Origin of the sequence: Gluconobacter sp. GP1, assembly GCF_032913585.1 — a bacterium.
Classification (GTDB): domain Bacteria; phylum Pseudomonadota; class Alphaproteobacteria; order Acetobacterales; family Acetobacteraceae; genus Gluconobacter; species Gluconobacter cerinus.
Window position 1 is genome coordinate 350,434 of record NZ_JASGXC010000002.1, and the last position, 25,670, is coordinate 376,103.

General features: G+C 56.6%; 29 protein-coding genes. 22 read left to right on the plus strand and 7 right to left on the minus strand.

Going from position 1 to position 25,670, the window contains the following annotated elements; all coding sequences use genetic code 11:
- Positions 1–29: 29 nt before the first annotated feature.
- Both bla and R5H23_RS06190 read right to left on the minus strand, forming a co-directional pair.
- Complete coding sequence (bla, locus tag R5H23_RS06185; protein WP_317214828.1) at positions 30–917, minus strand: class A beta-lactamase; 888 nt, start codon at positions 915–917, stop codon at positions 30–32.
- The gene (locus R5H23_RS06190; RefSeq protein ID WP_211499996.1) at positions 914–1,783 is read right to left on the minus strand and encodes an ATP-binding protein; all 870 of its coding nucleotides are present in this window, start codon (positions 1,781–1,783) and stop codon (positions 914–916) included. Before R5H23_RS06190 ends, bla begins: the two co-directional genes overlap by 4 nt.
- Before the next feature lie 104 nt (positions 1,784–1,887).
- Between R5H23_RS06190 and yajC the strand changes: the two genes are divergently transcribed.
- Positions 1,888–2,232, plus strand: coding sequence for a preprotein translocase subunit YajC (gene yajC / locus R5H23_RS06195; RefSeq protein ID WP_086634449.1), 345 nt, complete (start codon positions 1,888–1,890; stop codon positions 2,230–2,232).
- 79 nt (positions 2,233–2,311) lie between these two features.
- On the opposite strand, the gene R5H23_RS06200 is transcribed toward yajC, so the two are convergent.
- Together R5H23_RS06200 and R5H23_RS06205 are read right to left on the minus strand one after the other, a co-directional pair.
- Positions 2,312–2,920 carry a superoxide dismutase gene (locus tag R5H23_RS06200; protein ID WP_317214829.1) on the minus strand — a complete coding sequence of 203 codons (609 nt, stop codon included), beginning with the start codon at positions 2,918–2,920 and terminating at the stop codon, positions 2,312–2,314.
- A 71-nt stretch (positions 2,921–2,991) separates the two neighbouring features.
- Positions 2,992–3,864, minus strand: coding sequence for an NAD(P)-dependent oxidoreductase (locus R5H23_RS06205; protein ID WP_211497791.1), 873 nt, complete (start codon positions 3,862–3,864; stop codon positions 2,992–2,994).
- A 79-nt stretch (positions 3,865–3,943) separates the two neighbouring features.
- Between R5H23_RS06205 and msrP the strand changes: the two genes are divergently transcribed.
- Together msrP and msrQ are read left to right on the plus strand one after the other, a co-directional pair.
- The gene (gene msrP, locus R5H23_RS06210; protein WP_317214830.1) at positions 3,944–4,888 is read left to right on the plus strand and encodes a protein-methionine-sulfoxide reductase catalytic subunit MsrP; all 945 of its coding nucleotides are present in this window, start codon (positions 3,944–3,946) and stop codon (positions 4,886–4,888) included.
- Complete coding sequence (gene msrQ / locus R5H23_RS06215; RefSeq protein WP_317214831.1) at positions 4,875–5,522, plus strand: protein-methionine-sulfoxide reductase heme-binding subunit MsrQ; 648 nt, start codon at positions 4,875–4,877, stop codon at positions 5,520–5,522. The genes msrP and msrQ overlap by 14 nt, the downstream gene beginning before the upstream one ends.
- Here msrQ and R5H23_RS06220 read toward each other — a convergent pair.
- Together R5H23_RS06220 and R5H23_RS06225 are read right to left on the minus strand one after the other, a co-directional pair.
- Positions 5,494–6,072 (minus strand): hypothetical protein, encoded by a 579-nt coding sequence (locus R5H23_RS06220; RefSeq protein ID WP_317214833.1) that lies wholly within the window; start codon positions 6,070–6,072, stop codon positions 5,494–5,496. The genes msrQ and R5H23_RS06220 overlap by 29 nt on opposite strands.
- On the minus strand, positions 6,069–6,674 hold the full coding sequence (locus R5H23_RS06225; protein WP_046899794.1) for an NYN domain-containing protein: 606 nt from the start codon (positions 6,672–6,674) through the stop codon (positions 6,069–6,071). The genes R5H23_RS06220 and R5H23_RS06225 overlap by 4 nt, the downstream gene beginning before the upstream one ends.
- Before the next feature lie 205 nt (positions 6,675–6,879).
- Between R5H23_RS06225 and rpoZ the strand changes: the two genes are divergently transcribed.
- The 19 genes from rpoZ (at position 6,880) to gloA (ending at position 25,351) form a co-directional block, all read left to right on the plus strand.
- Positions 6,880–7,275 carry a DNA-directed RNA polymerase subunit omega gene (gene rpoZ / locus R5H23_RS06230; protein ID WP_046899793.1) on the plus strand — a complete coding sequence of 132 codons (396 nt, stop codon included), beginning with the start codon at positions 6,880–6,882 and terminating at the stop codon, positions 7,273–7,275.
- Positions 7,276–7,313: 38 nt separating this feature from the next.
- Positions 7,314–9,614 (plus strand): bifunctional (p)ppGpp synthetase/guanosine-3',5'-bis(diphosphate) 3'-pyrophosphohydrolase, encoded by a 2,301-nt coding sequence (locus R5H23_RS06235; RefSeq protein ID WP_064273905.1) that lies wholly within the window; start codon positions 7,314–7,316, stop codon positions 9,612–9,614.
- Between the two features lie 4 nt (positions 9,615–9,618).
- Positions 9,619–10,023 (plus strand): holo-ACP synthase, encoded by a 405-nt coding sequence (gene acpS, locus R5H23_RS06240; protein WP_211501994.1) that lies wholly within the window; start codon positions 9,619–9,621, stop codon positions 10,021–10,023.
- Between the two features lie 61 nt (positions 10,024–10,084).
- Positions 10,085–10,879 carry a signal peptidase I gene (gene lepB / locus R5H23_RS06245; protein ID WP_083956265.1) on the plus strand — a complete coding sequence of 265 codons (795 nt, stop codon included), beginning with the start codon at positions 10,085–10,087 and terminating at the stop codon, positions 10,877–10,879.
- Complete coding sequence (gene rnc / locus R5H23_RS06250; RefSeq protein WP_046899789.1) at positions 10,876–11,610, plus strand: ribonuclease III; 735 nt, start codon at positions 10,876–10,878, stop codon at positions 11,608–11,610. Before lepB ends, rnc begins: the two co-directional genes overlap by 4 nt.
- Before the next feature lie 25 nt (positions 11,611–11,635).
- Entirely contained in the window at positions 11,636–12,523 is an 888-nt protein-coding gene (era, locus tag R5H23_RS06255; protein ID WP_046899788.1) for a GTPase Era, read from the plus strand.
- 126 nt (positions 12,524–12,649) lie between these two features.
- A complete protein-coding gene (gene pyrH / locus R5H23_RS06260) occupies positions 12,650–13,387 on the plus strand; it encodes a UMP kinase (protein ID WP_086634455.1) in 738 nt (245 codons plus the stop codon).
- 70 nt (positions 13,388–13,457) lie between these two features.
- Complete coding sequence (frr, locus tag R5H23_RS06265) at positions 13,458–14,024, plus strand: ribosome recycling factor (RefSeq protein ID WP_046899786.1); 567 nt, start codon at positions 13,458–13,460, stop codon at positions 14,022–14,024.
- 14 nt (positions 14,025–14,038) lie between these two features.
- Entirely contained in the window at positions 14,039–14,800 is a 762-nt protein-coding gene (gene uppS, locus R5H23_RS06270) for a polyprenyl diphosphate synthase (protein WP_086634456.1), read from the plus strand.
- Positions 14,797–15,645 carry a phosphatidate cytidylyltransferase gene (locus R5H23_RS06275; RefSeq protein ID WP_317214836.1) on the plus strand — a complete coding sequence of 283 codons (849 nt, stop codon included), beginning with the start codon at positions 14,797–14,799 and terminating at the stop codon, positions 15,643–15,645. The genes uppS and R5H23_RS06275 overlap by 4 nt, the downstream gene beginning before the upstream one ends.
- Positions 15,638–16,861: a 1-deoxy-D-xylulose-5-phosphate reductoisomerase gene (gene dxr, locus R5H23_RS06280; protein WP_317214837.1), complete on the plus strand. Its 1,224-nt coding sequence runs from the start codon at positions 15,638–15,640 to the stop codon at positions 16,859–16,861. Before R5H23_RS06275 ends, dxr begins: the two co-directional genes overlap by 8 nt.
- Positions 16,854–17,954 (plus strand): RIP metalloprotease RseP, encoded by a 1,101-nt coding sequence (rseP, locus tag R5H23_RS06285; protein ID WP_317214839.1) that lies wholly within the window; start codon positions 16,854–16,856, stop codon positions 17,952–17,954. Before dxr ends, rseP begins: the two co-directional genes overlap by 8 nt.
- A 168-nt stretch (positions 17,955–18,122) precedes the next feature.
- Complete coding sequence (gene bamA, locus R5H23_RS06290; RefSeq protein ID WP_086634460.1) at positions 18,123–20,591, plus strand: outer membrane protein assembly factor BamA; 2,469 nt, start codon at positions 18,123–18,125, stop codon at positions 20,589–20,591.
- A gap of 58 nt (positions 20,592–20,649) precedes the next feature.
- Complete coding sequence (locus tag R5H23_RS06295; RefSeq protein ID WP_174694768.1) at positions 20,650–21,561, plus strand: OmpH family outer membrane protein; 912 nt, start codon at positions 20,650–20,652, stop codon at positions 21,559–21,561.
- Positions 21,562–21,572: 11 nt separating this feature from the next.
- The gene (gene lpxD / locus R5H23_RS06300) at positions 21,573–22,634 is read left to right on the plus strand and encodes a UDP-3-O-(3-hydroxymyristoyl)glucosamine N-acyltransferase (protein WP_203548448.1); all 1,062 of its coding nucleotides are present in this window, start codon (positions 21,573–21,575) and stop codon (positions 22,632–22,634) included.
- 102 nt (positions 22,635–22,736) lie between these two features.
- Complete coding sequence (gene fabZ / locus R5H23_RS06305; protein WP_317214842.1) at positions 22,737–23,255, plus strand: 3-hydroxyacyl-ACP dehydratase FabZ; 519 nt, start codon at positions 22,737–22,739, stop codon at positions 23,253–23,255.
- Positions 23,256–23,259: 4 nt separating this feature from the next.
- Entirely contained in the window at positions 23,260–24,117 is an 858-nt protein-coding gene (gene lpxA, locus R5H23_RS06310; RefSeq protein WP_046899779.1) for an acyl-ACP--UDP-N-acetylglucosamine O-acyltransferase, read from the plus strand.
- A 2-nt stretch (positions 24,118–24,119) separates the two neighbouring features.
- On the plus strand, positions 24,120–24,965 hold the full coding sequence (locus R5H23_RS06315; protein WP_211497801.1) for an LpxI family protein: 846 nt from the start codon (positions 24,120–24,122) through the stop codon (positions 24,963–24,965).
- Positions 24,962–25,351, plus strand: coding sequence for a lactoylglutathione lyase (gene gloA, locus R5H23_RS06320; protein WP_046899777.1), 390 nt, complete (start codon positions 24,962–24,964; stop codon positions 25,349–25,351). Before R5H23_RS06315 ends, gloA begins: the two co-directional genes overlap by 4 nt.
- Here the strand turns inward: gloA and R5H23_RS06325 are convergent.
- Complete coding sequence (locus R5H23_RS06325; protein ID WP_232309105.1) at positions 25,335–25,544, minus strand: hypothetical protein; 210 nt, start codon at positions 25,542–25,544, stop codon at positions 25,335–25,337. The two genes, gloA and R5H23_RS06325, sit on opposite strands and share 17 nt — an antisense overlap.
- Positions 25,545–25,670: the final 126 nt, after the last annotated feature.

The window sequence follows — 25,670 nt, forward strand, 5'->3', positions numbered from 1 at the left end:
GCTGGGAGACACAGATCTCCCAGCTTTTTTTAATGCCGCTGTAGCCAGTCGGGGTCTGTTGCACGATGAGCGATATCGGCAAACCAGCTCTCTTTCTCTGATTGAGGAATGGAATATCCTGCTGCATAGGCGGCTACGAGAACGGGCTTGCCTGTAGGGGGAAGCAGGATCGCCACATCTCCGGACGCTGCCCGTTCCACAGCTGGATTGTAGCCGGGTTTAACAGTCCATGTTCCGGTCTTGTGACCGATGCGCCATCCTTCTCTCAATCCGGCCGGCATACGTTTTGGACCGGTTGTGGTGGCCAGAAGCCATTTGAGAAGCTGAGCCTGAGAGGCCGAACTCAGATTGTTGCCATAGAGCGTGTTCTGAAGGTTTGAGACCATGGCGCGTGGTGTGGTGGTATCTCGCAGATCCCCCATTGGAACACGGTTCAGCGCCGTTTCGTAACGATCTACCCTTGTCACTGGGTCATGATGATCGCGCAGCCAGTGTGTGAGGGCCGCCGGGCCGCCAAGCCTCTTCAGAAGGAGGTTTGCGGCGGTGCTGTCGCTTAGTGAAACTGTTGCAGCGCAAAGCTCTCCAACGGACAGACTGGCGTGCGCTGTTTTTGAAGCCGCGAGAGCGTCTTTGACAGCCGGGGACGCGGCAATAAGATCCTTGCGGCTGAAGGCGATCTCTCGACCCAGGTGTTCACGGCCGTAGTCCGTTCGTGACAAGGTGGCAGCAGCCAGCAGCCATTTGAATGTCGAGCACATGGGCAGGTGCATGTCCGGGTTTTCACCGAGTGTTCGGTTTGTTTCCAGATCCAGTGCCCACCATCCGGATTGCTCCTGCTCGCGGGGTGCTGCTGACGCAATGTGTGGGAGCGTAGTGAAGGCGCAGGTGGCCCCTGCGAGAAAAGAACGGCGTTTCATGAGTTTGGAATACCGAGGTCTGCGCTCAGGTCATCAATGAACTGCGCCGCGACACGTCCAGAACGACTGCCACGCGTGAGAGCCCATTGAAGCGCTTTGCGGCGAAGGTCTTCTGGCGAAACAGGAAGCTTGCGGGCTGCAGCATAAGTCTGGACGATATCCAGATATTCGTCCTGGCTGGCGCCATAGAGGCCAATCCAGAGGCCAAAACGGTCTGACAGGGAGACCTTCTCCTCAATGGCTTCAGACGGATTAATGGCACTCCCGGTTTCGTTCTCGATCATGTCACGCGGCATGAGATGGCGGCGGTTCGAGGTTGCATAGACCAGAACGTTATCCGGACGTCCGCCGATACCACCATCCAGAACAGATTTTAGAGATTTGTAATCAGCATCCTGGCTTTCGAACGACAGATCATCGCAGAACAGGATGCATCGGCGATCGGTTGTGCGCAGAACGGCCAGAAGTTTCGGCAAGGTGGAAAGCTCGTCACGCTGGATTTCGATGAGCGCGAGCGTCGGCTGTCCCTTGGCGCGCTGCTCATCGTTCACCGTGGCAATCGAAGCCTTCACCAGTGAGGATTTGCCCATGCCGCGAGCGCCCCAGAGCATCACGTTGTTGGCCGTGAAACCTTCCGCGAAGTGTCGGGTGTTCGTCATGACCTGTGAAATCTGCCGCTCAATCCCCCGAAGCAGTGAAAGGGTAACGCCGGAAACCTTCTCAACCGGAGCAAGCGTTCCCATCGCGGCCTGCCAGATAAAGGCATCATGGTGCTTCAAAATATCAGCACTTGGCGGTTTGGGGCTCATGCGTTCGAGGCTGTCTGCAATACGTTCAAGGACGTTGAGCAGGGCGTGATCGGTCATGGAATTCGCTTTGTGCCAGTGATGAAGGAAGCGCCCGTCCTTGACGGGGAAACTCCGGACGATATGGTCCCCGCACGTTTCACTCAAGACTGGACCAATATTCCATGAGCAGTCTGTTCATTTCTTCCGCACAGGCCGCCGATGGCGGCGGGCTCCTCGCGAACCCGACGGTGCTTCAGTTCGCCCCGATGATTTTCATCTTCGTGGTTTTCTACTTCCTGCTGATCCGTCCGCAGCAGCAGCGTCAGCGCAAGCTCCGTGAAGAGCAGGGTGGTCTGCGCCGTGGTGACAAGGTTGTGACGGCCGGCGGTATCGTTGGCATCGTGCAGGCAACCCGTGACGGTAGCGACGAAGTTGATGTCGAAATCGCTCAGGGCGTCCGTGTGAAGATCGTTCGCACCACGATTACGAACATCGTGTCTCGCGACAAGGCTGCAAACGACTCCTGATCGGGTCGTAGCGCGCCAAGAAAAACGCCCCGCCGGGAGACTGGTCGGGGCGTTTTCCGTTTTCAGGCTGCTGAAAAACTCAGGCAGACTTCAGTTCGGCTTCTGCGAACTCATAGTTCGCCAGCTTGTCCAGATAGTTCGTGATGTAATCCGGACGGCGGTTGCGGAAGTCGAGGTAGTAGGCGTGCTCCCAGACGTCGAGGCCGAGAAGAGCCTTGCCCTGACCTTCGGCGAGCGGGTTGGAGCCGTTGGCCGTCTTCGTCACGGCAAGCTTGCCGGACTTGTCGAGAACAAGCCAGGCCCAACCGGAACCGAACTGCGTCGTGGCAGCCTGCTTGAATGCGGTCTTGAAAACATCCACGGAGCCGAAGTCTTCCGTGATCTTCTTTTCAAGCGATGTCGGCAGCTTGCCACCCGTCGGGGACAGGTTCTTCCAGAACAGGATATGGTTCCAGTGCTGGCCGGCATTGTTGAAAACCGGGGCAATGTCAGACTTGCCATGAGAGAATGCGATGATCTCTTCAAGGGACTTGCCAGCCAGTTCCGGCTTGCTTTCGACGAAGCCGTTTAGCGCCGTGACATAGGCCTGATGATGCTTGCCGTGGTGAAGTTCCAGGGTCTCCTGGCACATGCCAGCGCCTGCGAGCGCGTTGGCGGCGTAGGGCAGTGAGGGCAGTTCGAAGGCCATGATGTTACTCCTTGGCAAAATGAAGAAGTCACTCCCTCAGGGATGAGGGGTGACCACTGTCATAATCGATCTCATTTATGAGGCGTGTTGGCAACGCTGTGTTCCATCGCGCCGATGAGAGCTGAGTAGTCCTCGTCAGCGTGCTGGCGGTTGGAAAGGCCCAGAGCCTGATCGGCTATGGCCATGGCAGGCATGAAGGCACCCACTTTACGTCCCGCATCAATCAGAAGGCCCATGTCCTTGGACATCAGACGCGTCGGGAACTGGGATGGGAAGGACTTGTCCTGGCCCATTTTCAGTTTGCGCTTGTGATGGGGGCTGACAACGGCGACCTGCTGGAGTGTATCAAACAGGACATCGCGGTCGATACCCGCTTTCAGGCCGTAGCTCACACCTTCGGCAATGACATTGAGCGTGGCACCCATGACGCCATTCACGACGAGTTTAAGCCGAGCGGCAGAGCCAGCAGGCCCGGCGTGGATTGTCAGCTTGCCAACGACATCCAGAATCGGCTTGGCGCGTTCGACAGTCTCGGCATCTCCACCAACCAGCATGACCAGGTCGCCGGTTTCGGCTTCGGGTGTACTGCCGGACATCGGGGCGTCCAGAACGACAAATCCGTTTTCCGCGGCGATCTTGGCAAGAGCCAGTGCTTGCTCCGGAGACACTGTTGACGTGTCGAGCACCAGTTTCCCTGCTGAAATGCCCGCAAGCATTCCATTTTCCCCCTGAAGGGACTGATTTTCAGCCGCATCGTTGGGAACGCAAAGGATGATGACGTCAGCAGCCTCTGCAATGGCGCGGGGGGAGGGAAGCATCTCCGTCTCGTCTTTGCCGCCGGAGGGCGCAAAGGCCACGACGGAATATCCGGCACGGCGGAGATTGGCGCCCATCCGCTGGGCCATGGCGCCGTAGCCGATAAAACCGATTTTCATATCGGGCATGCAAACAGGCTCCTTACGATGCGTTGCTTCAGTTCACGCACTATGGCTGCCAGAGTTTCATTCAGATCGGAAATTGATCATGGCGATTTTTCGCTATCCACGTCCTGCACCATCGGAGATCACCCCAAAAGAGGTTTATCTTTCTCGCCGGGGAATGCTGGGAGGGAGTGCCATGAGTCTCATGGCTGCTCTTGCCGGGACGGCTGAAGCGGACGCTCTAAAAGCACATCCCGGCCCTTATTCGGGCGGCCTCACGCCGACGCCGGAAGAATTCGTAACCGGGTACAATAATTTTTATGAATTCGGGATGGAGAAGGATGATCCTGTTTCTCATGCAGGTGATTTCCACCCACTGCCGTGGACACTCGAAATCTCAGGGATGGTGAAAAAGCCTCAGCACATTGATGTTGGAGCACTGTTGAAATCCTCCGATATTGAAGAGCGTATTTACCGCATGCGCTGTGTCGAAGCGTGGTCCATGGTTATCCCGTGGGATGGCATTCCGCTGGCGAAGCTTCTGGCATTGGCTGAGCCGGATAGCAATGCTCGCTATGTTGCTTTTGAAAGTGTTGTCAGGCCCTCTGAAATGCCGGGGCAGAGCAGTGCATTTTCAGGAATTTCGTGGCCCTATGTTGAGGGTTTGACGCTGGATGAAGCCATGAACCCACTCACATTACTGGCCGTCGGTATTTATGGCGAAAGCCTGCCCAACCAGAACGGTGCTCCCATCCGGCTTGTTGTGCCGTGGAAATATGGTTTCAAGGGAATTAAATCCATCCAGCGTATCCGTCTGCTGGACCGGCAGCCTCCGACGACATGGAACCGATTGGCGCCAAACGAGTATGGCTTTTACGCCAACGTCAATCCGCAGGTTGACCATCCGCGATGGAGCCAGGCGAGTGAACGTGTCATTGGCTCCAAGACTCTCTTTGGCACGAAACGTCAGCCAACACTGATGTTCAACGGCTATGCCGAGCAGGTCGCCAGTCTCTATAAAGGCATGAACCTGCATGAAAGCTTCTAGAGTATCGGGGAAAAGCACTGCTTTTTTACGGAGATACTGGCACGTCGTGCTTTACCCCTTTGGTCTCATTCCGGCTGCCTGGCTGGTCTGGCAGGGACAAAACGGAGAGCTTGGTGCTGATCCAGTCAATGTCTTTGAGCGCAGCTTAGGTCTTTGGGCTTTCCGGTTCCTGCTGATCTGCCTTGCGCTCGCTCCGATGCAAAAAATTATCGGCATCAATCTGCTAAGGTTCAGGCGGTTGACCGGATTGCTAGCGTTTTTCTACGCTGTAATGCATCTGGCCTCTTATCTCGCGCTGGATCTTCAGTTTGATATCTCGATTTTCTGGCGAGATGTAACGCGGCGCCCATTTATCATTTTGGGAATGGTGGCGCTGGTGTTGCTTTTGCCGCTCGCCGTGACATCAAACCGCATCTCAATGCGAGGGCTCAAGCGAAACTGGAAGCGGTTGCATCAACTGGTCTATGTCGCTGCCGTTCTGGCAGGCATACATTTCTTTCTCTCGTTCAAAACGCTGAACAGCACGACTGCCTTTTATCTGACGGTAATGGGGCTAGTGCTGCTGACAAGAGTGCCAGCGCTTGTGAGCGCTGGCAGGCGCGTGTTCACGCACTCGGGCGCAAGGCGCTCCTGATCTGCGGAATAAGCTTTATCAAAGCATTTTTACGCTGAGTTAGAAGATCGGGGTCGGCCTCTTCAGAGAGGGGGTGACATGCATCGGCAAGCAGGAGCCCGTCTGGCAAACGTGTAATTTCGGCGGGCCGAAAATCGAGCCGTGTCAGGGGAATACCGCAGGCTCCAAGGACAGCGATGTGAGCGCTTATGCCCAGAACCAAGACGAGGCGCAGTCGCCCCATGTCCTGTAATTCGTCGCAGAGCGCAGCACTACAGGATTCCATATCGGTTGGAAGAGATGCCTGCTCCGGAGGCAGGTGTCGGGTGACAGACGTGATACGCGCCTGAATGAGAAGCGGATCACGTCTGTCTTCAGCAAAACAAATTCCCTGTGCTTCAAGAAATGGTACAAGGGTCTTGGTGGCTTTTTCCGGATCAAGGCAGACAACCAGCAACTCAGCGGACAGGGGCCCAAGGCCGTCCTTTAACGACAAGGATGGCTGGACGTCTGAACGAACTGGTGGGTGACCGTCTGGTGGTGTTGAACCGGAAGAAGCCTCGGGCGTCATGTATCGCTGCTCTCGTCACTGTTGATGTCTGCTGGATGACGAACTGGCGGAGCCTGACGCGGCCTCGTTTCTGACTGGCGCCGTGTGAAGGACGGAGCAATGTCAGCCAACTCCACGAAGCGGTCAGCCTGTCTGCGCAGGTCATCGCCGATCATGGGCGGGGTCGAGCGCATGGAAGAAATGACAGTCACGCGCACGCCACGGCTTTGCGCGGCCTCAACAGCACGACGCAGATCCGAGTCGCCGCTGATGATGACGGCGTGATCCAGTCTGGAGGACTGCTCAAGCAGATCTACGGTGAGTTCGACATCCATATTTCCCTTGATACGGCGTCTTCCTGAATGATCCGTAAACTCGCGAGCATTTTTCAGAACAAGGTGGTAGCCGTTGTAGGCCAGCCAGTCTGTCAGGGGGCGAAGTGGAGAATAGTCGTCCGTCTCAGGCATGGCAGCGTAATAGAAGGCGCGCTGGAACTGGCTCTGGCTTTCAAACAGACTGCGAAGGCTACGAAAATCTACTTCAAATCCAAGGTTACGTGCGGCGTGATGAAGGCTCGCGCCATCGATGAAGAGAGCGGTGCGTTCGTTTTGACGCAAAATCATATGATATTCCTGGTTGTAAAATGTGTTGTCTCGCCTGACAGAGACAGGCCCCAACGATAGAACATGAAACGATTCAGCCAGCGATTAAGTTTGGTCAGGATTATGGCAGAAAAGCGGGGCTGCGTTGCATTGGCATGAACAGCGTGCTAATGCCAGCCTCTTCTGTATTCATTTTCTATAGTTTTACCCGAAGGGGGCCAGTCGCATGGCGCGTGTAACCGTCGAAGATTGCATCGAGAAGGTTCCAAACCGTTTCGAGCTGGTTCTGCTGGCTGCCCAGCGTGCCCGCGCACTCTCTCGTGGCGAAGAGATGCTGCTCGATCGTGATAACGACAAGAACCCGGTCGTTGCACTTCGTGAGATCGCTGAAGACAAGCTGAACCTTGGTGGCCTGCGTGACGGCATCATCCGTTCGCTCGCCCGCGCTCCCGAGCCGGAGCCTGTGGACGAAGAAGTTATGGACATCATCCCGACGGACCAGAACATTTTTGGTCTGCAGGATGTTTCGGCTGAAGAAGAGCATGCTCACATGGCAGACAACATGTCTGCCGATGAAGCTGCTGCCATTGAGGCAGAGCTGGGTGGCCGGGGCCGCCGCTGATTTTCTCTGCTTTATCCTGACTGAGGGGGGTATGCTTCATGCCTGACGCATCTCCTCCTGTTGAGCGCACCGCTGTCGCGACGGGAGACTTCAAACCTTCCATCAGCGGGCTGCTCCGTCGGATCGAGAGTTACGATCCGACTGCTGATCTATCCCGCGTCGAGGCTGCCTATGATCTGGCAGCCGATGCTCATAATGAGCAGCGACGGGATAACGGTGACGCTTACATCACTCACCCGATTGCTGTTGCCAATATTCTGGCAGGTTTCAGGATGGACACGACGTCCATCATCGTGGGGCTACTGCATGATACGGTTGAGGATACAGGCGTTTCCTGTGCCTCTCTGAAAAACCGATTTGGCGAAGACGTTGCATCCCTCGTCGATGGTGTGACGAAGCTGACGCGGCTTGAGCTGCAGTCTGACCGGACGAAGCAGGCGGAAAATTTCCGTAAGCTTGTGCTGGCCATGTCGCGGGATATCCGCGTCCTGATCGTCAAGCTCGCCGATCGTCTGCACAACATGCGGACGCTGCATTATGTGCAGCGCTTGGACCGGCGGCAGCGCATTGCCCGTGAGACCATGGATATCTATGCGCCGCTCGCCGAGCGCATTGGTATGGACCGGGTCAAGACGGAGCTGCAAAATCTTTCTTTCGCCCAGCTTGAGCCGGAAGCGGACGCCACGATTCGTGCCCGTCTGAACTTCCTGCGCGGGCAGGGCGCAGACATTATTGAACATATTCGCAAGGAGCTGATTGCTCTCTGTGCGGAAGCGGGTCTCGACAAGGTCGAAGTGACCGGGCGCGAAAAATCTCCCTTTTCAATCTGGGAGAAGATGCAGCGACGGAATGTAGCGTTCGAGCAGCTTTCAGACATCATGGCGTTCCGTCTGCTCGTTCCAACTCGAGATGCCTGTTACATGGCTTTGGGCGCCATTCATGGCGCTTATCCGATGATTGCGGGGCGGTTCAAAGATTATATTTCCACCCCAAAGGCCAACGGCTACCAGAGCCTGCATACGGGGGTGACACTCCGTCACCCGCGTAATCAGAAGATTGAAGTGCAGATCCGTACGGCGGAGATGCACGATCTCGCTGAAAACGGCGTGGCCTCGCATTGGGCCTATAAAGAAGATGCGACGCCAAGCGAGCGTGAAGCCGCAGCGCTGTCTTCGGCTTTTGGCGCCGGTAGCCGGAAGCTGCGTTGGGTGCAGGATCTTCTGGACATTCTGGAAGACAGCCAGGCCCCGGATGAGTTCCTGGAAAATACCAAGCTTGAACTCTATCAGGACCAGGTTTTCTGCTTTACGCCCAAAGGGCAGCTGATCTCGCTTCCCCGGGGCGCGACACCTGTCGATTTTGCTTATGCCGTGCATAGTCAGGTCGGCGATACCTGCGTCGGAGCCAAGGTGAACGGGCGGCTTCTGCCGTTGCGTCATGAGCTCCAGAACGGTGATCAGGTCGAGATCATGACGGCTCGTGGCGGTACACCGTCGCCGTCATGGGAGCGGTTTGTTGTTACGGGTAAAGCTCGTGCGCGCGTGCGCCGGTTTGTGGCAGCACAGCAGCGTCAGGTGCATCTGGACAATGGGCGTGCAGCCATTGCCAAGGCCTTCCGTCAGGAAGGTGTGGATGGCTCCGAAAAGGTTCTTGATGGAATCCTCAAGGAGCTTCGGCAGAGTTCCATCGAAGATCTCTATGTGGCTGTCGGGAACGGACAGTTGGGTCCGAAGGATGTGGTCAATACCGCATATCCGGATCTGCGGCAGAATGGTCGGGCGCCTCGGATGGTGCCGGGGCTGTCACCGCGCTTTGGTCAGTCGCTTCTTTTGGGGGCGGGAAGTGGACCGGCACGTCAGTCGCCTGTTGTTCAGTCTACGAATATTCTCAAGGGGATCGGCACAGGGATTGCGACGAGTTTTGCCGGATGCTGCCGTCCGCTGCCGGGCGACCCGATTGTCGGCATCATAGCGCAGAGTAAGGGCGTGACGATCCATCGACGTGGGTGCCAGAACCTGTCGAGTTTCGCAGACACGCCAGAGCGCTTCATTGAAGTGGACTGGGATTATGAGGCGCTCGGAAGACGCAAGGATGCGGTTCCTTACACGGCGCGCCTGTCGGTTATTGCGGCAAATGAGCCCGAAGTTCTGGCGACCCTGACCAATACCGCAGCTAAATATAATGGCAGCGTCATCAACCTCAAGATTGTGAACCGTCAGCTCGATTTTATGGAAATTTTGGTTGATCTTGAAGTTCGCGATCTAAGACATCTCTCGTCACTTATCGCCGCGTTCCGGACTGCCGTGGGTGTGATGCAGGTGGAGCGCGCGAAGGGATGACGGCGTGATTCTTGGCATGGGAACAGACCTGTGCATGATTTCCCGCATCGAACGCAGCATTGACCGGTTTGGAGATCGCTTTCTTGACCGGGTATTTACGGAAGCCGAGCGTAGTCACGCCGAGCGTTTGTCTGGTCCGGCGCGAACAGGAAGTTATGCCAAGCGTTGGGCGGCCAAAGAAGCCTGCGTCAAAGCCTTGGGGACGGGAGTTGCTGACGGTGTGCAACTTCAGGACATTGGGGTTCTGAACGATAAAAAGGGCGCTCCAAGGCTCGTTCTTTCCGGCGGAGCTCAGCTCGCCCTGGAGCGTCTGACGCCATCAGGATGTCGGGCAGACGTCCTTGTGAGCCTGACGGATGACCCTCCCTTTGCATTGGCGCAGGTCATCATTCAGTCTGTTAGGGTTTGAAGCGCTCGCCATTGCGGGCAAGCTGCGTTAAGAGCGTCCCATGACTCAGGAGAAAAGCCCCGTGAAGGGTTCAGAGAAGGCTGGTGCAAAGCCGGCGGCCCGTGAAGAATCTCTGGGAGAGAGCGTGCGCTGGCTTGCCCTTATGGTGCTGGCTGTCGTCGCCGTGCGTTCTCTGGTGTTTGAGCCGTTTAATATCCCCTCAGGCTCGATGATCCCGACCTTGCAGATCGGTGATTTCGTTCTGGTATCGAAATCCAGCTACGGCTATTCACGGTTTTCGTTTCCGTTTTCGCCTAATCTCTTTAACGGACGGATCATGGGCTCTGAGCCGCATCGTGGCGATGTGGCTGTTTTCCGGTTCACCCAGAATACCTCCGTTGATTACATCAAGCGGATTGTCGGGCTGCCGGGTGACCACATTCAGATGACGGGCGGAAAGCTCTTCCTTAATGGAATTGAAGTGCCGCGGACGTCCCTGGGGCATTACGAGGTTGTCGACGAAAATAACCGTCTGCTGAGCGGTGACCGATATCGGGAAGCGCTGCCTGGGAGTGCCGGGCGCCCTCCTGTTGAGCATGATATTCTCAAGCTGACGGACGAAGGCTTTGCCAACGACACGCCAGAATATGTCGTGCCGCAGGGTTATTTCTTTGCGATGGGGGACGATCGGGACGACAGCGCTGACAGTCGTTTTCAGGGCGATGGTCCGGATGATCTCGGCTATGTCCCGATGCAGAACCTTGTAGGGCGGGCGCCGCTGGTTCTGTTCTCCATGGATTTGCGGCATCCGGCATGGCAGTTCTGGTACTGGCCGGTCGAAATTCGCTGGAACCGTTTTCTGCATCCTGTCACATGAAACTTTCACAGGAAGAGGCCATGGAGGCCATGGAGCAGGCGCTCGGTCATCGCTTTGCGAACCGGGATCTGCTCGTGGAAGCTCTGACCCATCGTTCAGCGGTCAGTGGGCGTGATCCTCGTCGTGGCAAACGCACGCAGGGCCCTAAGGGAACCGGTTCGAACGAGCGACTGGAATTCATTGGAGACCGGGTGCTTGGCCTTCTGATGGCGGAGTGGCTGTTCGAGCACTATCCGCTGGAGCAGGAAGGCGCGCTGGGTCCAAGGCATGCCCATCTTGTTTCCCGGCCGGTTCTGGCCGAAATCGCGGATAACATCCATTTGTCTTCGGCTCTGACGATTTCGCCGCATGAAGAGGCCGCCGGTATTCGGCGCCTGTCCAGCATCCGGGCCGATGCCATGGAAGCGCTGTTAGGTGCGCTTTATCTGGATGCCGGGCTGGAGCCTGCACGGCGTGTCGTCCGTCAACAGTGGGAAGGGCGGATCGACAGTCATGCCCGCCCTCACAAAGAGCCCAAGACCCTTTTGCAGGAATATCTCCTGTCCAAAGGGCTCCCGCTCCCGAAATATGAACTCCTCGCCGCAGAGGGGCCGTCTCATGCGCCCGTGTTTCGTGTGGCCGTTCAGGCATTTGGCCTGACGGGGCATGGAGAAGCAGGCAGTAAGAGAGTGGCCGAAAGTGCGGCGGCAATAGATCTTCTGAAACGTCTTGGTCAGAACGTAGCGTCGTGAGGCGCATGTGGAAAAGGATTGGTACATGACCACACGCTGCGGTTTCGTGGCCCTTGTCGGGTCCCCGAATGCTGGAAAATCAACACTTCTGAACCGGATTGCCGGTGCCAAACTGTCGATTGTGAGCCCCAAGGCTCAGACGACACGCTTTCGCACGTTGGGAATTGTGGTTCGCAACAATGCGCAGATCATCCTTGTGGATCTGCCCGGTATTTTCAAGCCGCGCCGTCGGCTTGACAGGGCCATGGTCAACGCGGCTTGGACGGGATCTCAGGATGCCGATCTGACGCTTCTCCTGATCGACGCCAAGGCCGGCTTGCGGGATGATGTCCGTGAGATCATTGGCAAGCTTGCGGGTAGCGGCAAGAGAGTCTGGCTTGTTCTGAACAAGACGGACCTTGTTGGTGCTGAAGAATTGCTGCCGCTGACGAAGGATGTCAGCAGCCTGATCAGCGTTGAATATGTGTTCATGCTGAGCGCCCGTTCCGGAGACGGTGTTGATGACCTGATGGATCATCTGGCACGTGAGCTGCCGGAAGGCCCGTATCTCTATCCGGAAGATGATCTGACGGATCTTCCGGATCGTCTTCTCGCGGCTGAACTGGTGCGCGAACAGATCTTCATGCAGACGCATGAAGAGATTCCATATCAGGCGACGGTCGAGACCGAGAGCTTCAAGGAACGCCCCGATGGATCAGTGCGCGTGGAAGTTACAATCTACGTGTCACGCCCGGGTCATAAGGCGATCCTGATTGGCGAAGGCGGCCATAAAATCAAATCCATTGGTGCACGAGCACGAATGGAGCTTCAGGGCCTACTTGAGCGAACCTGCCATCTTTTCCTGAACGTCAAGGAGCGGGCAGGCTGGGATGAAGAGAAGGCACGCCTGAGGGCGATTGGCCTCGAAGAGTAACAGGGTGGAAACGCTGTCAACGGGGCTTTTCATAAGAAGCCTCGTGTCTGACATCGCTTGTTCCAAGCCCTCTGCGTCTGTATGACAGGCGCAAAGTCACCACAAATCCAGCAAGAGACGGGCACGATGACCGAACAACGAGACAAAAGCCCCTCCTACAAACGTGTTCTGCTCAAGGTGTCAGGTGAAGCCCTGATGGGTAAGGGCTCGGGTGGAGTGGACCCGGAAATGGTGGACATGGTCGCCGCCGATATCGCCGCAGTTGTGGCGTCTGGTGTGCAGGTCTGCCTCGTTGTCGGTGGTGGCAACATTTTCCGTGGCCTGTCCGCAGCGGCACGTGGCATGGATCGTGCGCAGGGTGACTATGCCGGTATGCTGGCAACAGTCATCAACGCACTGATGCTCCAGAACGGCCTTGAACGTCAGGGGCTTGAAACGCGCGTCATGACGGCCATTCAGATGGCCGCGATTGCCGAGCCCTATATCCGTCGTCGGGCAGTCCGTCATATGGAGAAGGGGCGCGTTGTTATCTTCGCTGCCGGAACGGGCAACCCGTACTTCACGACGGATACAGCTGCCGCCCTGCGTGCCAATGAAATGGAATGCGACGTCGTGTTCAAGGGAACGCAGGTTGATGGCATCTATTCCGATGATCCGCGTCGTAATCCTGATGCCGTGCGTTATGATCAGTTGACGTACATGGATGTTCTGGCTCGTCAGTTGAATGTCATGGATGCCGCAGCGATCAGTCTTGCCCGTGAAAATAAATTGCCCATCGTGGTCTTCAACATGCATGCTCCTGGCGCGTTTGCAGCCGTTGTGCGTGGCGAAGGTCGCTTTACACGGGTTATCGAAGCAGGCTGATCGCCTCATTTTTAACGAACCTTTCAGGATATTCTCCTGAACTTACGTTGATTCAGAAAGGAACAGCTTAATGTCTGCTGACCTGAAAGACCTGATGGCTGACCTCACGCGCCGTATGGATGGTGCGATTGAGAGTCTGCGTCGTGACCTCTCTGGCCTGCGGTCTGGTCGTGCCAGCCCGAACCTGCTGGAGCCGATCCGGGTTGAAGCCTACGGCTCCGAAGTGCCGCTTTCTCAGGTGGGATCTATCGCTGTTCCGGAAGCCCGGATGCTGACGGTCTCCGTCTGGGATCGTACGCTGGTTGGTGCAGTGGAACGTGCCATCCGTGATGGTGGCCTGGGTCTTAACCCTGCTGCTGACGGTCAGACGATCCGCGTTCCCATTCCGGTGCTGACGGAAGAGCGTCGTAACGAACTGGCGCGCGCAGCCAATCGTTATGCCGAAAACGGTAAGATCGCTGTACGTGGTGTTCGTCGTGACGGCATGGAACAGACGAAGTCGCTCGAAAAGAAGGGTGACATCAGCCAGGACGACATGAAGTCCTGGACGGATTCCGTGCAGAAGCTGACAGATCAGTACGTCAAGAAAGTTGACGATATTCTCGCGGAGAAAGAACGCGAGATCAAACAGGTCTGATACTTTCGTTGACAATGGGATCTCTTCCTCAGACCAGCACGCCGTCTCTTTCATCAAGAGAGGGGGAAGGCGCGGCTGTTCCCGTCCATGTCGCCATGATCATGGACGGGAATGGGCGTTGGGCGCGCTCGCGCAATTTGCCAGTTGCAGCCGGGCATCGGAAAGGTGCCGAGGCTGTGCAGGATTGCGTTCGTTCGGCCATTCGTCAGGGCGTGCGCTATCTGACGCTTTACGCTTTTTCTTCGGAAAACTGGCGGCGGTCTGCTGAGGAAGTCGGTGACCTGACATCGCTCCTGCGTTTCTATCTGCGCCACAAGCTCAATGAATTGCATGAGCAAGGGGTGCGTTTGCGCGTTATCGGAGAGCCTGAGCGGTTCGAAGGAGCATTGCGCGAGGAATTGCGCCGTGCGGAAGCAAAGACTGCTTCCAACACGACCCTGACTCTGACGCTCGCCCTGTCCTATGGCGGACGAGCCGATATCGTTCAGGCGGCACGACGTCTTGCGGATCAGGTTGCCAATGGAACATTGGCATCGTCGGATATTACTGAGGAGCGTCTGGATCAGGCGCTTCAGACGTCCGATATGCCAGATCCGGATCTCGTTATTCGGACAAGTGGAGAATGTCGTCTCTCCAACTTTCTGCTCTGGCAGAGTGCTTACGCGGAACTGGTGTTCATGGACGTCTTGTGGCCGGATTTCGGGGAAGCTGAGTTCGTGCAGGCTCTCTCGCATTTTGCCGGACGGCAGCGCCGTTTTGGCGGTCGGCCAGCATGAGCGGATCGTCCCGGTGGTCTGATCTGAAGCTGCGTCTGACGTCAGCTGTCATTCTCGTTGTCGTTGCCGGGGGATGCCTCTGGCAAGGCGGCATGATCTATAACGCTCTCATCCTGCTGGCCATGTTCGGGCTGGTTTGGGAAGGGCTTACCCTCATCAAGCAGCCATTACACACCTGGCGTGGCGTCCTCCTTCTTCTCTGGCCGATGGTGTCTGGGGTTGCGGCCCTTCGCGGTGAATGGAGCGGCGCATTCTGGATGGTTTGGCCAAGCCTCATCTTTGGTATTCCAGCCTGTATTCCTGTTGTCGTCTCCATTCTGGGCGGTCTCTCGCTCCTCTGGCTTCGGCATTTGCCCTATGGTTTGGTGAGCGTTCTGTTCGTGCTGTGCGTTGTGATCGCCAGCGACAGTTTTGCTTATCTGACAGGCCGCATCTTTGGTGGCCCTAAACTGGCCCCTTCAATCTCTCCCGGAAAAACCCGCTCGGGCGCAATTGGCGGCCTGATCGGTGCGTCTTTTGCCGGGGGAATGGTGGCTTGGCTTTCTGGAGCAGGCTTTGTGGGTGGTGGTCTTCTGTGGGGGGCGGTTCTGGGTGTTTTCTCCCAGAGTGGTGATCTGCTTGAAAGTGCGGCCAAGCGTAGACTGAACGTCAAGGATTCCGGCCGTCTGATTCCAGGCCATGGCGGCCTGCTGGATCGTTTTGATGGCCTACTGGCTGCGGCACCGCTTGCCGCGCTTTTGTCACTGGCAGTTGCAGGGCAGGTGTTCTGGTCTGCCACTCCTGCGGATCTGATAGGCGGGTCTGCGCATCGTATCATTCCTCAGGGGGAATCTTCTCATGATTGACGGTTCTGTGACCAAGCCTCGGCGGATCAGCGTTCTGGGCAGTACAGGTAGCATCGGGACTTCGACGGTCGATCTACTCAAGCAGATGGGCGGCGATATTGAAGTGCGGGCGCTGGTCGGGGGGCGTAATGTTGCCCTTCTTGCGGAGCAGGCTCGTGAACTTCGCGCTGAAATTGCTGTCATTCACGATGAGAGCCTGCATGACGATCTGAAAGCACGGTTGGCAGGGAGCGGTATCCGCACCGCAGCCGGGCGTCAGGCCGTTATCGAGGCCGGTGCGATGGAAGCGGACTGGACCATGGCTGCCATCACAGGTGCAGCGGGTCTGGAGCCAACACTTGCTGCCGCACGCAATGGTCATGCAATCGCGCTCGCCAACAAGGAAGCTCTCGTCTGTGCAGGCGATGTGATGCTCCGGGCTGTTGGCGAAGCTGGTGCGACGCTTCTTCCCGTCGATTCAGAGCATAATGCGATCGCCCAGGCTCTGGGTGGTTGTGACATGAGCACGGTCGAAAAGATCGTGCTGACAGCTTCAGGCGGCCCCTTCCGTCAGTCCACTCTGGAAGAGATGCGTGATGCGACGCTTGAAAAGGCGCTGAAGCATCCTACCTGGACGATGGGTGCGAAAATCACGATTGATTCGGCTTCCATGGCCAATAAGGGCCTTGAGGTTATTGAGGCCGCACGTCTGTTTGGCCTGACAGAAGACCGGATTGATGTTCTGGTGCACCCTCAGTCTGTGGTGCATGGGCTTGTTCAGTTCCGGGATGGCAGTCTGGTCGCGCAGATGGGGTCAGCAGACATGCGTATCCCCATTGCTCACACTCTTGCATGGCCTGACCGCATGGAAACACCATGCCAGCGTCTGGATCTGACAGCTTTCGGGCGCCTCGATTTCGAGGCCCCAGATGAGACGCGCTTTATTCCCCTGCGACTTGCCCGTCAGGTTCTCAGGGCAGGAGGGGCTGCTCCCGCAGTTTTCTCAGCAGCCAACGAAGTTGCCGTGGACGCTTTTCTGAACCGTCGGATAGGGTTCCTTGGTATTGGTGAAACCATCGATAGCGCTCTTCAGGCCATGACGGAAAATCCTGAACTGACGACGCTGGATGAAGTCCTGGAATGGGATGCGCGCGGTCGGGCATTGGCAGAAGAGCATATTCTTCGCGAAAGCGGCCGACTGCGGAACACAGTAAGCGAGACTGCCCTGCATGCATGATTTTCTGCGTACCATTCTTGCCTATGTTCTGATTCTTGGTGTTCTCGTGTTTATCCACGAGTTGGGCCATTACCTTGCTGCCCGGTGGCGCGGGGTAAAGGTTGAGACATTCTCCATCGGTTTTGGGCCTGCTCTTCGCCGGTGGCATGACAAATCCGGCACTGAATGGCGCCTGAGCGCGATTCCGCTCGGTGGGTATGTCAAACCGCACGGGTTTGAAGGCCCTGACGATGCCACGGATGAGCAGAAAGCGGCCTGGATTCCCGGGCGTACCTTTCATGACAAGCCTGTCGGTTCCCGCGCGCTGGTGATCGTGATGGGGCCGGTATTCAATTTTCTGTTTGCGATTGTGGCGTTTACCCTGCTGTTCGCAACGGTGGGCAAGCCGCAGCTTCGCGGGGATATTTCCCAGGTTGTGGCAGGCAGTGCTGCAGAGAAGGCGGGTGTAAAAACAGGTGATGTCATTACCCGGATTGGCTCGCTGTCCATTTCCGGTCCTGAAGATGTCATGGGGACGGTAGCGGCACGACCAGGCGCTGAGACCACACTTGAAGTGCGCCGGAATGGCCAGGATCTGACGTTGCCCGTGACAATTGGCAGCGTAAAGGCTGGCTCCCATCCGACTGGTGTTCTGGGCGTTGGTTTCGCGGCCTCTCCGGGGAAACCGGTTTCGCCGATCAAGGCGGCGGTCATGGGTGTTCAGGAAACCTGGACCATGTCAGTGCGGACGTTGCAGGGGGTCTGGCAGATCATTTCCGGGCAGCGCAGTGCACGGGAACTGGGTGGAACAATCCGAATCGCGCAGATCTCCGGACAGGTCGCCAGCTATGGCCTGGCCAGTATTGTGTCGTTCATGGCGCTTCTTTCCATCAATCTTGGGCTGATTAATCTGTTTCCGATCCCGGTTCTCGATGGTGGACGACTGATCTTTTATGCTGTCGAAGCCATTAAGGGACGCCCGGTTTCACGACGTGTTCAGGAAGTTAGCATGCAGGTCGGAATGGCGCTTATCGGCGCGCTTTTCCTCTTTTCAACAGTGAATGATCTCACGAATCTGGGTCTGTTTCACTGGATGTTTCACGCAGGAAGCTAATGTGAGATACGCCCGGTAACTCTTCGTGAGTGAAGGGAGATCTTGCATGGTGGGGGGATTTTCGGATACCTCCGCCAATGGCGTAGCGTGTCAGGCGCCTGCGAAAAATCTGTTACAAGGAAAACCGGTTTGTCAGGATCACGGTCAAGAGGTTCCCGGTCCCCGAACATGCGTTTGATGCTGCTGGCATCCGCATGTCTTCTCCCGACCGCTCTCGGTGTGGCGGAGGCCCGCTCTGCTCGTCAGCACCAGACATCAGGTGCAACCTCAGGCAACAACGTGATCCAGGCCATTTCGGTCACTGGTAACACGCGTATCGAGACCAGTACGGTTCTGTCGTACATGGTTGCTCAGCCGGGTGACTCTTTCAATCAGGACGATCTGGATCGTTCCCTGAAGACGCTCTATGCAACGGGCCTTTTCAAGGACGTCACCCTTCACCGCGATGGTAATACGCTGCTGGTGAATCTGGTTGAAAATCCGATCGTCAATCGTATTGTCTTTGAAGGCAATCATGCCCTGAAGGATGAGGATCTCCGTAAGGAAATCAGTCTTCGTCCCCGTGCGGTATTTTCGTCTCAGACCACGGCTGCCGACCGTCAGAAGATTTTGAATCAGTATGCAGGCAAGGCGCGTTTCGGCGCGACGGTCACGCCGCAGATCATCAAGCTCTCTCACAACCGTGTCGATGTTGTTTTCAAGATCAATGAGGCTCAGCAGACGCTGATCCACAAGATCGTTTTTGTTGGCAACCACGCTTTCAGTGAAGCACGTCTGGCACAGGTGATCTCGTCCAAGGAGAATACCTGGTATCGCTTCTTCTCATCCTCGGATGAGTATAATCCTGAGCGTATCAAGTACGATGCGGAGCTTCTGCGACGCTTCTACCTTCACAACGGATTTGTCGATTTCCACATGATCGACGCGACGGGTGAGCTCTCTCCCGATCACAAGTCCTTCTACGTGACGTTCACCATTCATGAAGGTGAGCAGTATCGCATTGGCAAGATGGACGTTCGTTCCACGGTGCGTCGTGTGACGCCGGAAATGATGCGCAAGCACATCGAGCTGTTCAAGCATCAGATCTATGACGGCACTGCCATCCAGCATAACACGACAAACATGCAGGAGTGGTTGCAGGCTCAGGGGCATCCGTTTGCGATGGTGCGCTCTGAAATCGCCCGTAATCCGGAAAAGCGGATTGTTGACCTTCTGTTTGATGTGACTGAAGGGCCGCATGTGTATGTCGAGCGTATTGACATCAACGGCAACACCATCACCCGGGATAACGTGATCCGACGCAACCTGCCCATGGCAGAGGGCGACCCGTACACCCCGTTTGACAAGAAATATTCCAAGTTGGCCCTTCAGGACCTCGGATATTTCAGCACGGTATCTGTTGATCAGACGCAGGGCTCCGCTCCTGATCGTGTGAACGTGTCTGCCAACGTGGTTGAGAAGCCGACAGGTGAGTTCTCACTGGGTGGTGGTTACTCCACAGACGTTGGTGTGCTGGGTAATGCGTCCATCAAGCAGCACAACATGCTTGGTACGGGTATTGACGCCGGTATCTCAGGTACGGTTGCGTACTATGAGAAGCAGGCTGACATCTCCATTACGGATCCGTACTTCCTGAACCGTAACCTGGTGGCTGGCGCTGATTTCTACTTCATCCAGAACAACTACCAGACGTATCAGAGCTACAAAGAATCCCAGTACGGTATGAGCCTGCGGCTTGGTTATGCCTATAACCGCTATCTGTCTCAGTCCTTCAGCTACACGCTGGTCGATCGTCAGGTTGGCAACTTCTATGATGCCGCAACGGTTGCAGCTGACCCGTCCTATATCGAATGGGTGCCGTCTGTTTACGTTCAGCAGTCTGCAGGTTGGTCGCTTCTGTCGCAGCTGAGCACCTCCCTGACCTATGACCGCCGTGACCGTCGTATGAATCCTCATGACGGTTACATGATGAAGCTGGGTGGTGATTTCGCGGGTGTTGGCGGAAACGCCAAGTATTTCCGTGTGAAGGCTGATGGCGCGTACTACCTGCCGCTGGATAGCATTACCGGCAGCCATGACTGGACCATGCAGTTCAAGGGCGGCGTGGGCTACATGGGCGACTGGGATTCCAACAGCAAGCGCAACATCATTGATAACTTCTATCTTGGTGGTGAAAACCTGCGAGGCTTCCTGCAGGGTGGTGTAGGCCCGCGTTCTGGCCATATCTGTACGGGCGCATATGTCAGCGGGTCCTGCCCGACGCTTGATTATCTTCCGCGTCAGGGGCAAGAAGATCTTCTGGGTGGCCGTTTCATGTACACGGCTTCCGCACAGCTGAACTTCCCGATGCCTATGGGTGACGATCTTGGTATTTCCGGTCGTTACTTTGTCGATGCTGGTAGCCTGTCGAGCGTACGTGTGCAGAAGAAGTACACAGACTATTCTCGCCGCTTCGAGGCCGGGTATCCTTATACCCCGATCAATGGTGACACCATGATCCCGCGTGTTTCCACGGGTCTTGGTATTTCCTGGAAGAGCCCGTTCGGCCTTGTGAATATTGATGGTGCCATTCCGCTGCGTAAGGAAAAGGGCGATCGTCTTTACCCGCTGCGCTTTGGCTTCGGACAGCAGTTCTAAGAACTGCGTGTCTGATTTCGAGCTCCAAGCAATTCCATCCCCTTTCCCAGAGGTGGTTATGACCTTTATTTCCCTGATGCGCCCGGCTTCGGTCGGCGCGCTTCTGGCTGCGACGGTTCTTGCTGTTGCACCCGCTGCTCACGCCCAGGCCGCCAACAACGGTGGATGGTTTGTTCCCAAGGCCGCACATCCGGATGCACCGGCTGCTGCACGTCCGGCACCTCGCCGTAGTGTGCCCATGGCTGAGGCGCCTGTTGAAGACGAGCAGGCTGCTCCGAATGCACAGCAGGCTCCACCGGTACTGCCTTTGCCGCCGATCCCTAATCCGCCAACTGTTGCGAAGGGCGCTGCGCCGCCAGCAGCAGTTATCGGTGTGATCAATGTCCAGGCTGTCATGCAAATGTCGTCTGCTGCGCAGGAGATCCAGCAGGTTCTTGGCGCACGTCGTGACAAGCTTGCACAAGCTGTGCAGCGTGAAGAGGGTGCATGGCGTGGTGAGCAGCAGAAGCTGCAATCCGAAGCCCGCAGTCTTACAGCTGATCAGATCCAGCTTCGTGAGCGCCATCTTCAGGAGCGCCGCGCCAAGGATCAGCGCGATTTTGGCAATCAGGCTCGCATTGTTCAGGAAGCTGCGCAGGTTGCCTTTCACCAGATCGAGCGTGAGCTTGAGCAGGGCAACGGCATCATTGCCGCCGTTGCTGGTGCCCATAACATGAACCTGGTTCTGCATGCCGAGCAGGTTGTCCTGCATGTGGGCGAGCAGGACATCACGGAAGAAGTGGCAAACCAACTGAACAAGACGCTGCCGCACGTGTTTATTCCTGATGAAGGCGTTGATCCTGAGCAACTTGCCAAATCTGGCAAGATGCCAACGACGGCAGACGAACAGCGTGCGCCGCAGGGTCCTGAACAGGCAGCGCCAGCTTCGGCTCCAGCGCAGCCTGAGTCCGTTCTCCGGCAGCATCACTGAGGCCTGATCCCGTGGCTGATAAGGTACTCACCGAAAACCGCCCTGGTGATGAGCGCTTCTTCCTGAGAGCTGGACCTTTTGGTCTGGCTCATCTTGCGGAAGTATCGGGAAGCGAGGTTCGTTCCGCTGCTGAAGGGCAGGAGGATCAAGTCAGTTTCCGCGGGGTTGCCCCATTGCACGTTGCGGGACCGGAAGACGTCAGTTTTCTGGATAATCGCCGCTACCTGCCTCTTCTGGAAAAAACGCGTGCAGGAGTGGTGATTCTTGCGCCGGCTTTTGCCGACAAGCTGCCAGCACATACGGCGGGCCTTGTCTGCAAAACGCCATACCTTGCATGGGCACGCATTGCAGCGCTCTTTCATCCTGCACCGTCATCGACGGGTGTTCGCCATCCTTCGGCTTATGTCAGTGAGACGGCTGAGATCGGTGAGAATGTCGAGATTGGGGCTTTCGCTGTTGTCGAAGACGGCGCGAAAATTGGCTCGGGCACACTGATTGGTGCGCATGCCGTGATTGGACAGAGTGTCGAGATTGGTGAGCGTTGCCGCATTGGCAGCCATGTCAGTCTGACGCACGCCCGTGTCGGGAACAGGGTAACACTGTATCCCGGCGCCCGTATTGGTCAGGACGGATTTGGTTTTGCTGTCGGCCCTGCTGGTTTCGAGACCGTGCCGCAGCTTGGTCTGGTTGTTATTGAGGACGACGTAGAGATCGGTGCTAACTCAACGATTGATCGTGGCTCCATGCGCGATACGATCATTGGGGCAGGCACGCGGATCGATAATCTGGTTCAGATCGGACACAATGCTCAGCTCGGAAAATGCTGCATTGTTGTTTCACAGGCTGGTATTTCTGGCTCGACCGAGCTTGGCGACTTCGTCACGATTGCAGCTCAGGCCGGCCTGATCGGTCACATCAAGATCGGTGACAAGGCCCGTGTTGGGGCTCAGTGCGGTGTCATGTCTGACGTGGATGCGGGAGCGGATGTTATCGGCAGCCCCGCCATGCCCTTCCGGGAATTCTTCCGGAACGTAGCCACTTTGCGGAAGCTCTCCCGCAAAAGCGGCGACTGACCTTTCCGGTGACGGATGGTATCCCGTAGCCAGTTTTGCTAAGGGAGGCCATCCGCACTGCTCGGAGAGCAGAAAACTGACAAAATTTTCCCTTAGAAGGGCATGGTGAACAAAATGGATCGAGTGGACGCTCCGGCTGAAAAGACGACCCCGGCAGAAGGGGCTTCGGGAACGCACCAGGTTCCTGAGAGCATCGACATTCTGCAGATCATGCAGGCGATCCCTCATCGCTATCCGTTCCTGCTGATCGACAAGATGCAGGAAATCAAGGCTGGTGAGTCCGCTGTTGGCATCAAGAATGTCACGGTAAACGAGCCCTTCTTTCAGGGGCACTTTCCTTCCCATCCGGTGATGCCAGGCGTTCTGATGATCGAAGCCATGGCTCAGACAGCGGCAACGCTCGTTGTCCTGACGCTTGGCAAGGCCTTCGAAGGAAAGCTGGTGTATTTCATGACCATTGAAGGCGCCAAGTTCCGCCGTCCGGTTGGGCCGGGTGATCAGCTTCGTATTGAGGTGGTCAAGGAACGGTCCCGGGCGAACGTCTGGAAATTCAAGGGTACTGCACGTGTTGACGGCGTTGCTGTTGCAGAGGCAACCTTCAGTGCCATGATCATGGGCTGAACTGATGCAGATTGCAGGAAAACGATCCGATAGCGCTGAGATTCACGCGACTGCTCTTGTCGATGAACGTGCCCGAATTGGGGAAAATGTTCGCATTGGCCCCTGGTGCATCGTCGGGCCTCATGTGACACTTGGCGACGGTGTGCACCTGCATGCTTCGGTGATTGTCGACGGGCACACGACCCTGCGTGAGGAAGTGGAAGTCTATCCGTTCGTCACGATCGGGATGGCACCGCAGGACCTCAAATATGCTGGTGAGCCGACACTTTGTGAGATCGGCGCGAAAACTATCATCCGTGAGAACGTCACCATTCATCGTGGAACGGCGCAGGGACATGCTCTGACGAAAATTGGTGCGTCCTGCCTGATTATGGCAAATGCTCATGTGGCGCATGACTGTGTTCTCGGTGATCGTGTGATCATCGTGAACAATGTTGTCATGGGTGGTCATGTCGAGATTGCTGATGATGCAAAGGTTATGGGATCAGCAGCGCTCCATCAGTTCGTGCGCATTGGGCGCGGCGCTGTTGTTGGTGGCGTTTGCGGCGTCGAGATGGATGTCATTCCCTATGGAAGCGTTCTTGGGAACCGCGCCCGCTTGGTCGGTCTGAATTGGATCGGATTGAAGCGGTCTGGTGTGGGCCCGGAAGAAATGCAGGCCATGCGTCGTGCGTTCCGGACGCTTTATCCGCGTCATGGCAGTACGGATGTGGTGCTGGAAGCCCGACTTGCGGACGTGCGCCGTGAATATGGGCATTTGCAGCGCATTGCTGAAATGCTGGACTTTATGGAAGCGCCAAGCCGTCGCGGGCTGACGCGTGTGGCCCGTAATGAGGGGCTTTCCGAAACCGAAGGGGCCTGAGCATGATGGGGGCAGGTTGCGTCGGTATTCTGGCCGGGGCAGGCCCCTTGCCTGCAAAGGTCGCTGCGGCTGCCCTGGAGAAGGGGAAGTCGGTTTTTGTGGTCGGCTTTCGTGATTTCGCGGACATGGCCCGTCTGGCACCTTATCCACATGAAATCATCCGCCTTGCTGCTGTAGGAGAAATCCTGGCAGCCCTTAAAAAGCATGGATGCCGGGAGCTGGTTCTGATCGGACCGGTTCGGCGCCCTGCATGGCGTGACCTTCGCCCTGATGCGGAAGGAGCGCGTGTTCTTGCGCGTCTGGGACGCGCAATCTTCCTTGGTGACGACGGGCTTCTCGGAGCAGTTGTGCGCGTGCTCGGGGAAGAAGGGTTCATTGTTCGTGGCGCCCATGAATTCCTTGATCATGCTACCGGTAAGAGCGGGACGCTTGGTCGCGTTGTGCCGGACGAACAGGCGCGTCAGGACATAGCGCGTGGTGTTCAGGTGCTGCGGGCCATGGCTGCGCTGGATATCGGGCAGGGGTGTGTCGTTCAGAGCGGTCTGGTTCTGGCTGTCGAAGCTCTTGAGGGTACGGATGCCATGCTGGGACGCTGCGGCAAACTGATGCAGGCTGGCAGTGGCGGCGTTCTTATCAAAATGCCTAAAAGCGGACAGGACCTGAGGGCAGATATGCCGACAATAGGTCCTGAGACGCTGGAAAATGCGGCCCGGAACGGATTGCGGGGCGTCGCGTTTCAGCCTGGTGTCACGTTGTTGACAGACCCTGACCGCTGCGTCGCCTTGGCTGACCGATACGGGCTATTCCTTTACGGGCTGACAAGCGAAGATCTGAAAGAAGAAAAATGAGCACATTTCTGCACACGATGGTTCGTATTCGAGACATTGATCGCAGTCTGGCGTTCTACAGCCTTCTTGGCATGAAAGAACTGCGCCGCAAGGAAGTTCGTGAAGGCCGTTACACACTCGTTTTCATTGGATTCGCTGATAATGAGAACGGACAGGCTGAAATTGAGCTGACCTATAACTGGGATCAGGAAACGGATTACGACGTTGGCACGGGATTCGGCCATTTTGCGATTGGCGTGCCGGATGTGGCTGCGCTTGTAGAGGCTGTTCGGATCGGCGGCGGCAAAGTGACCCGTGAAGCCGGGCCACTGAAGTTCGGCACGATCATCATTGCCTTCGTGGAAGATCCAGACGGCTATAAGATCGAGCTTATTGAGAAGAAGTAGGTTTCTTCAGGAGGCGCAGTGCTTTTTCCAGCGCCTCGACAATTGTTCCTGCATGTTTTCTGACGGATTCGTCTGAATGGGATGTCAGGATGTCCGCACACAGCATTGCCGGGGACAGGGCATTTCGCAGATCATGTCGAAATGCCTTGGAGTCGTCAGTTGATGACGGTGGTAGAGCGGGATTCTGGCTCATATCCTTAAGTTCCTGAGGGTGTAGCATTGACAGGGGAGGGTCGGGTGAGTACAAGCCCGGGTCTCATTCACCGGGCGTTTCGTGCGCCCGATCGACGCGGATGTCCAGAGAGGCGTCTGCATGGTT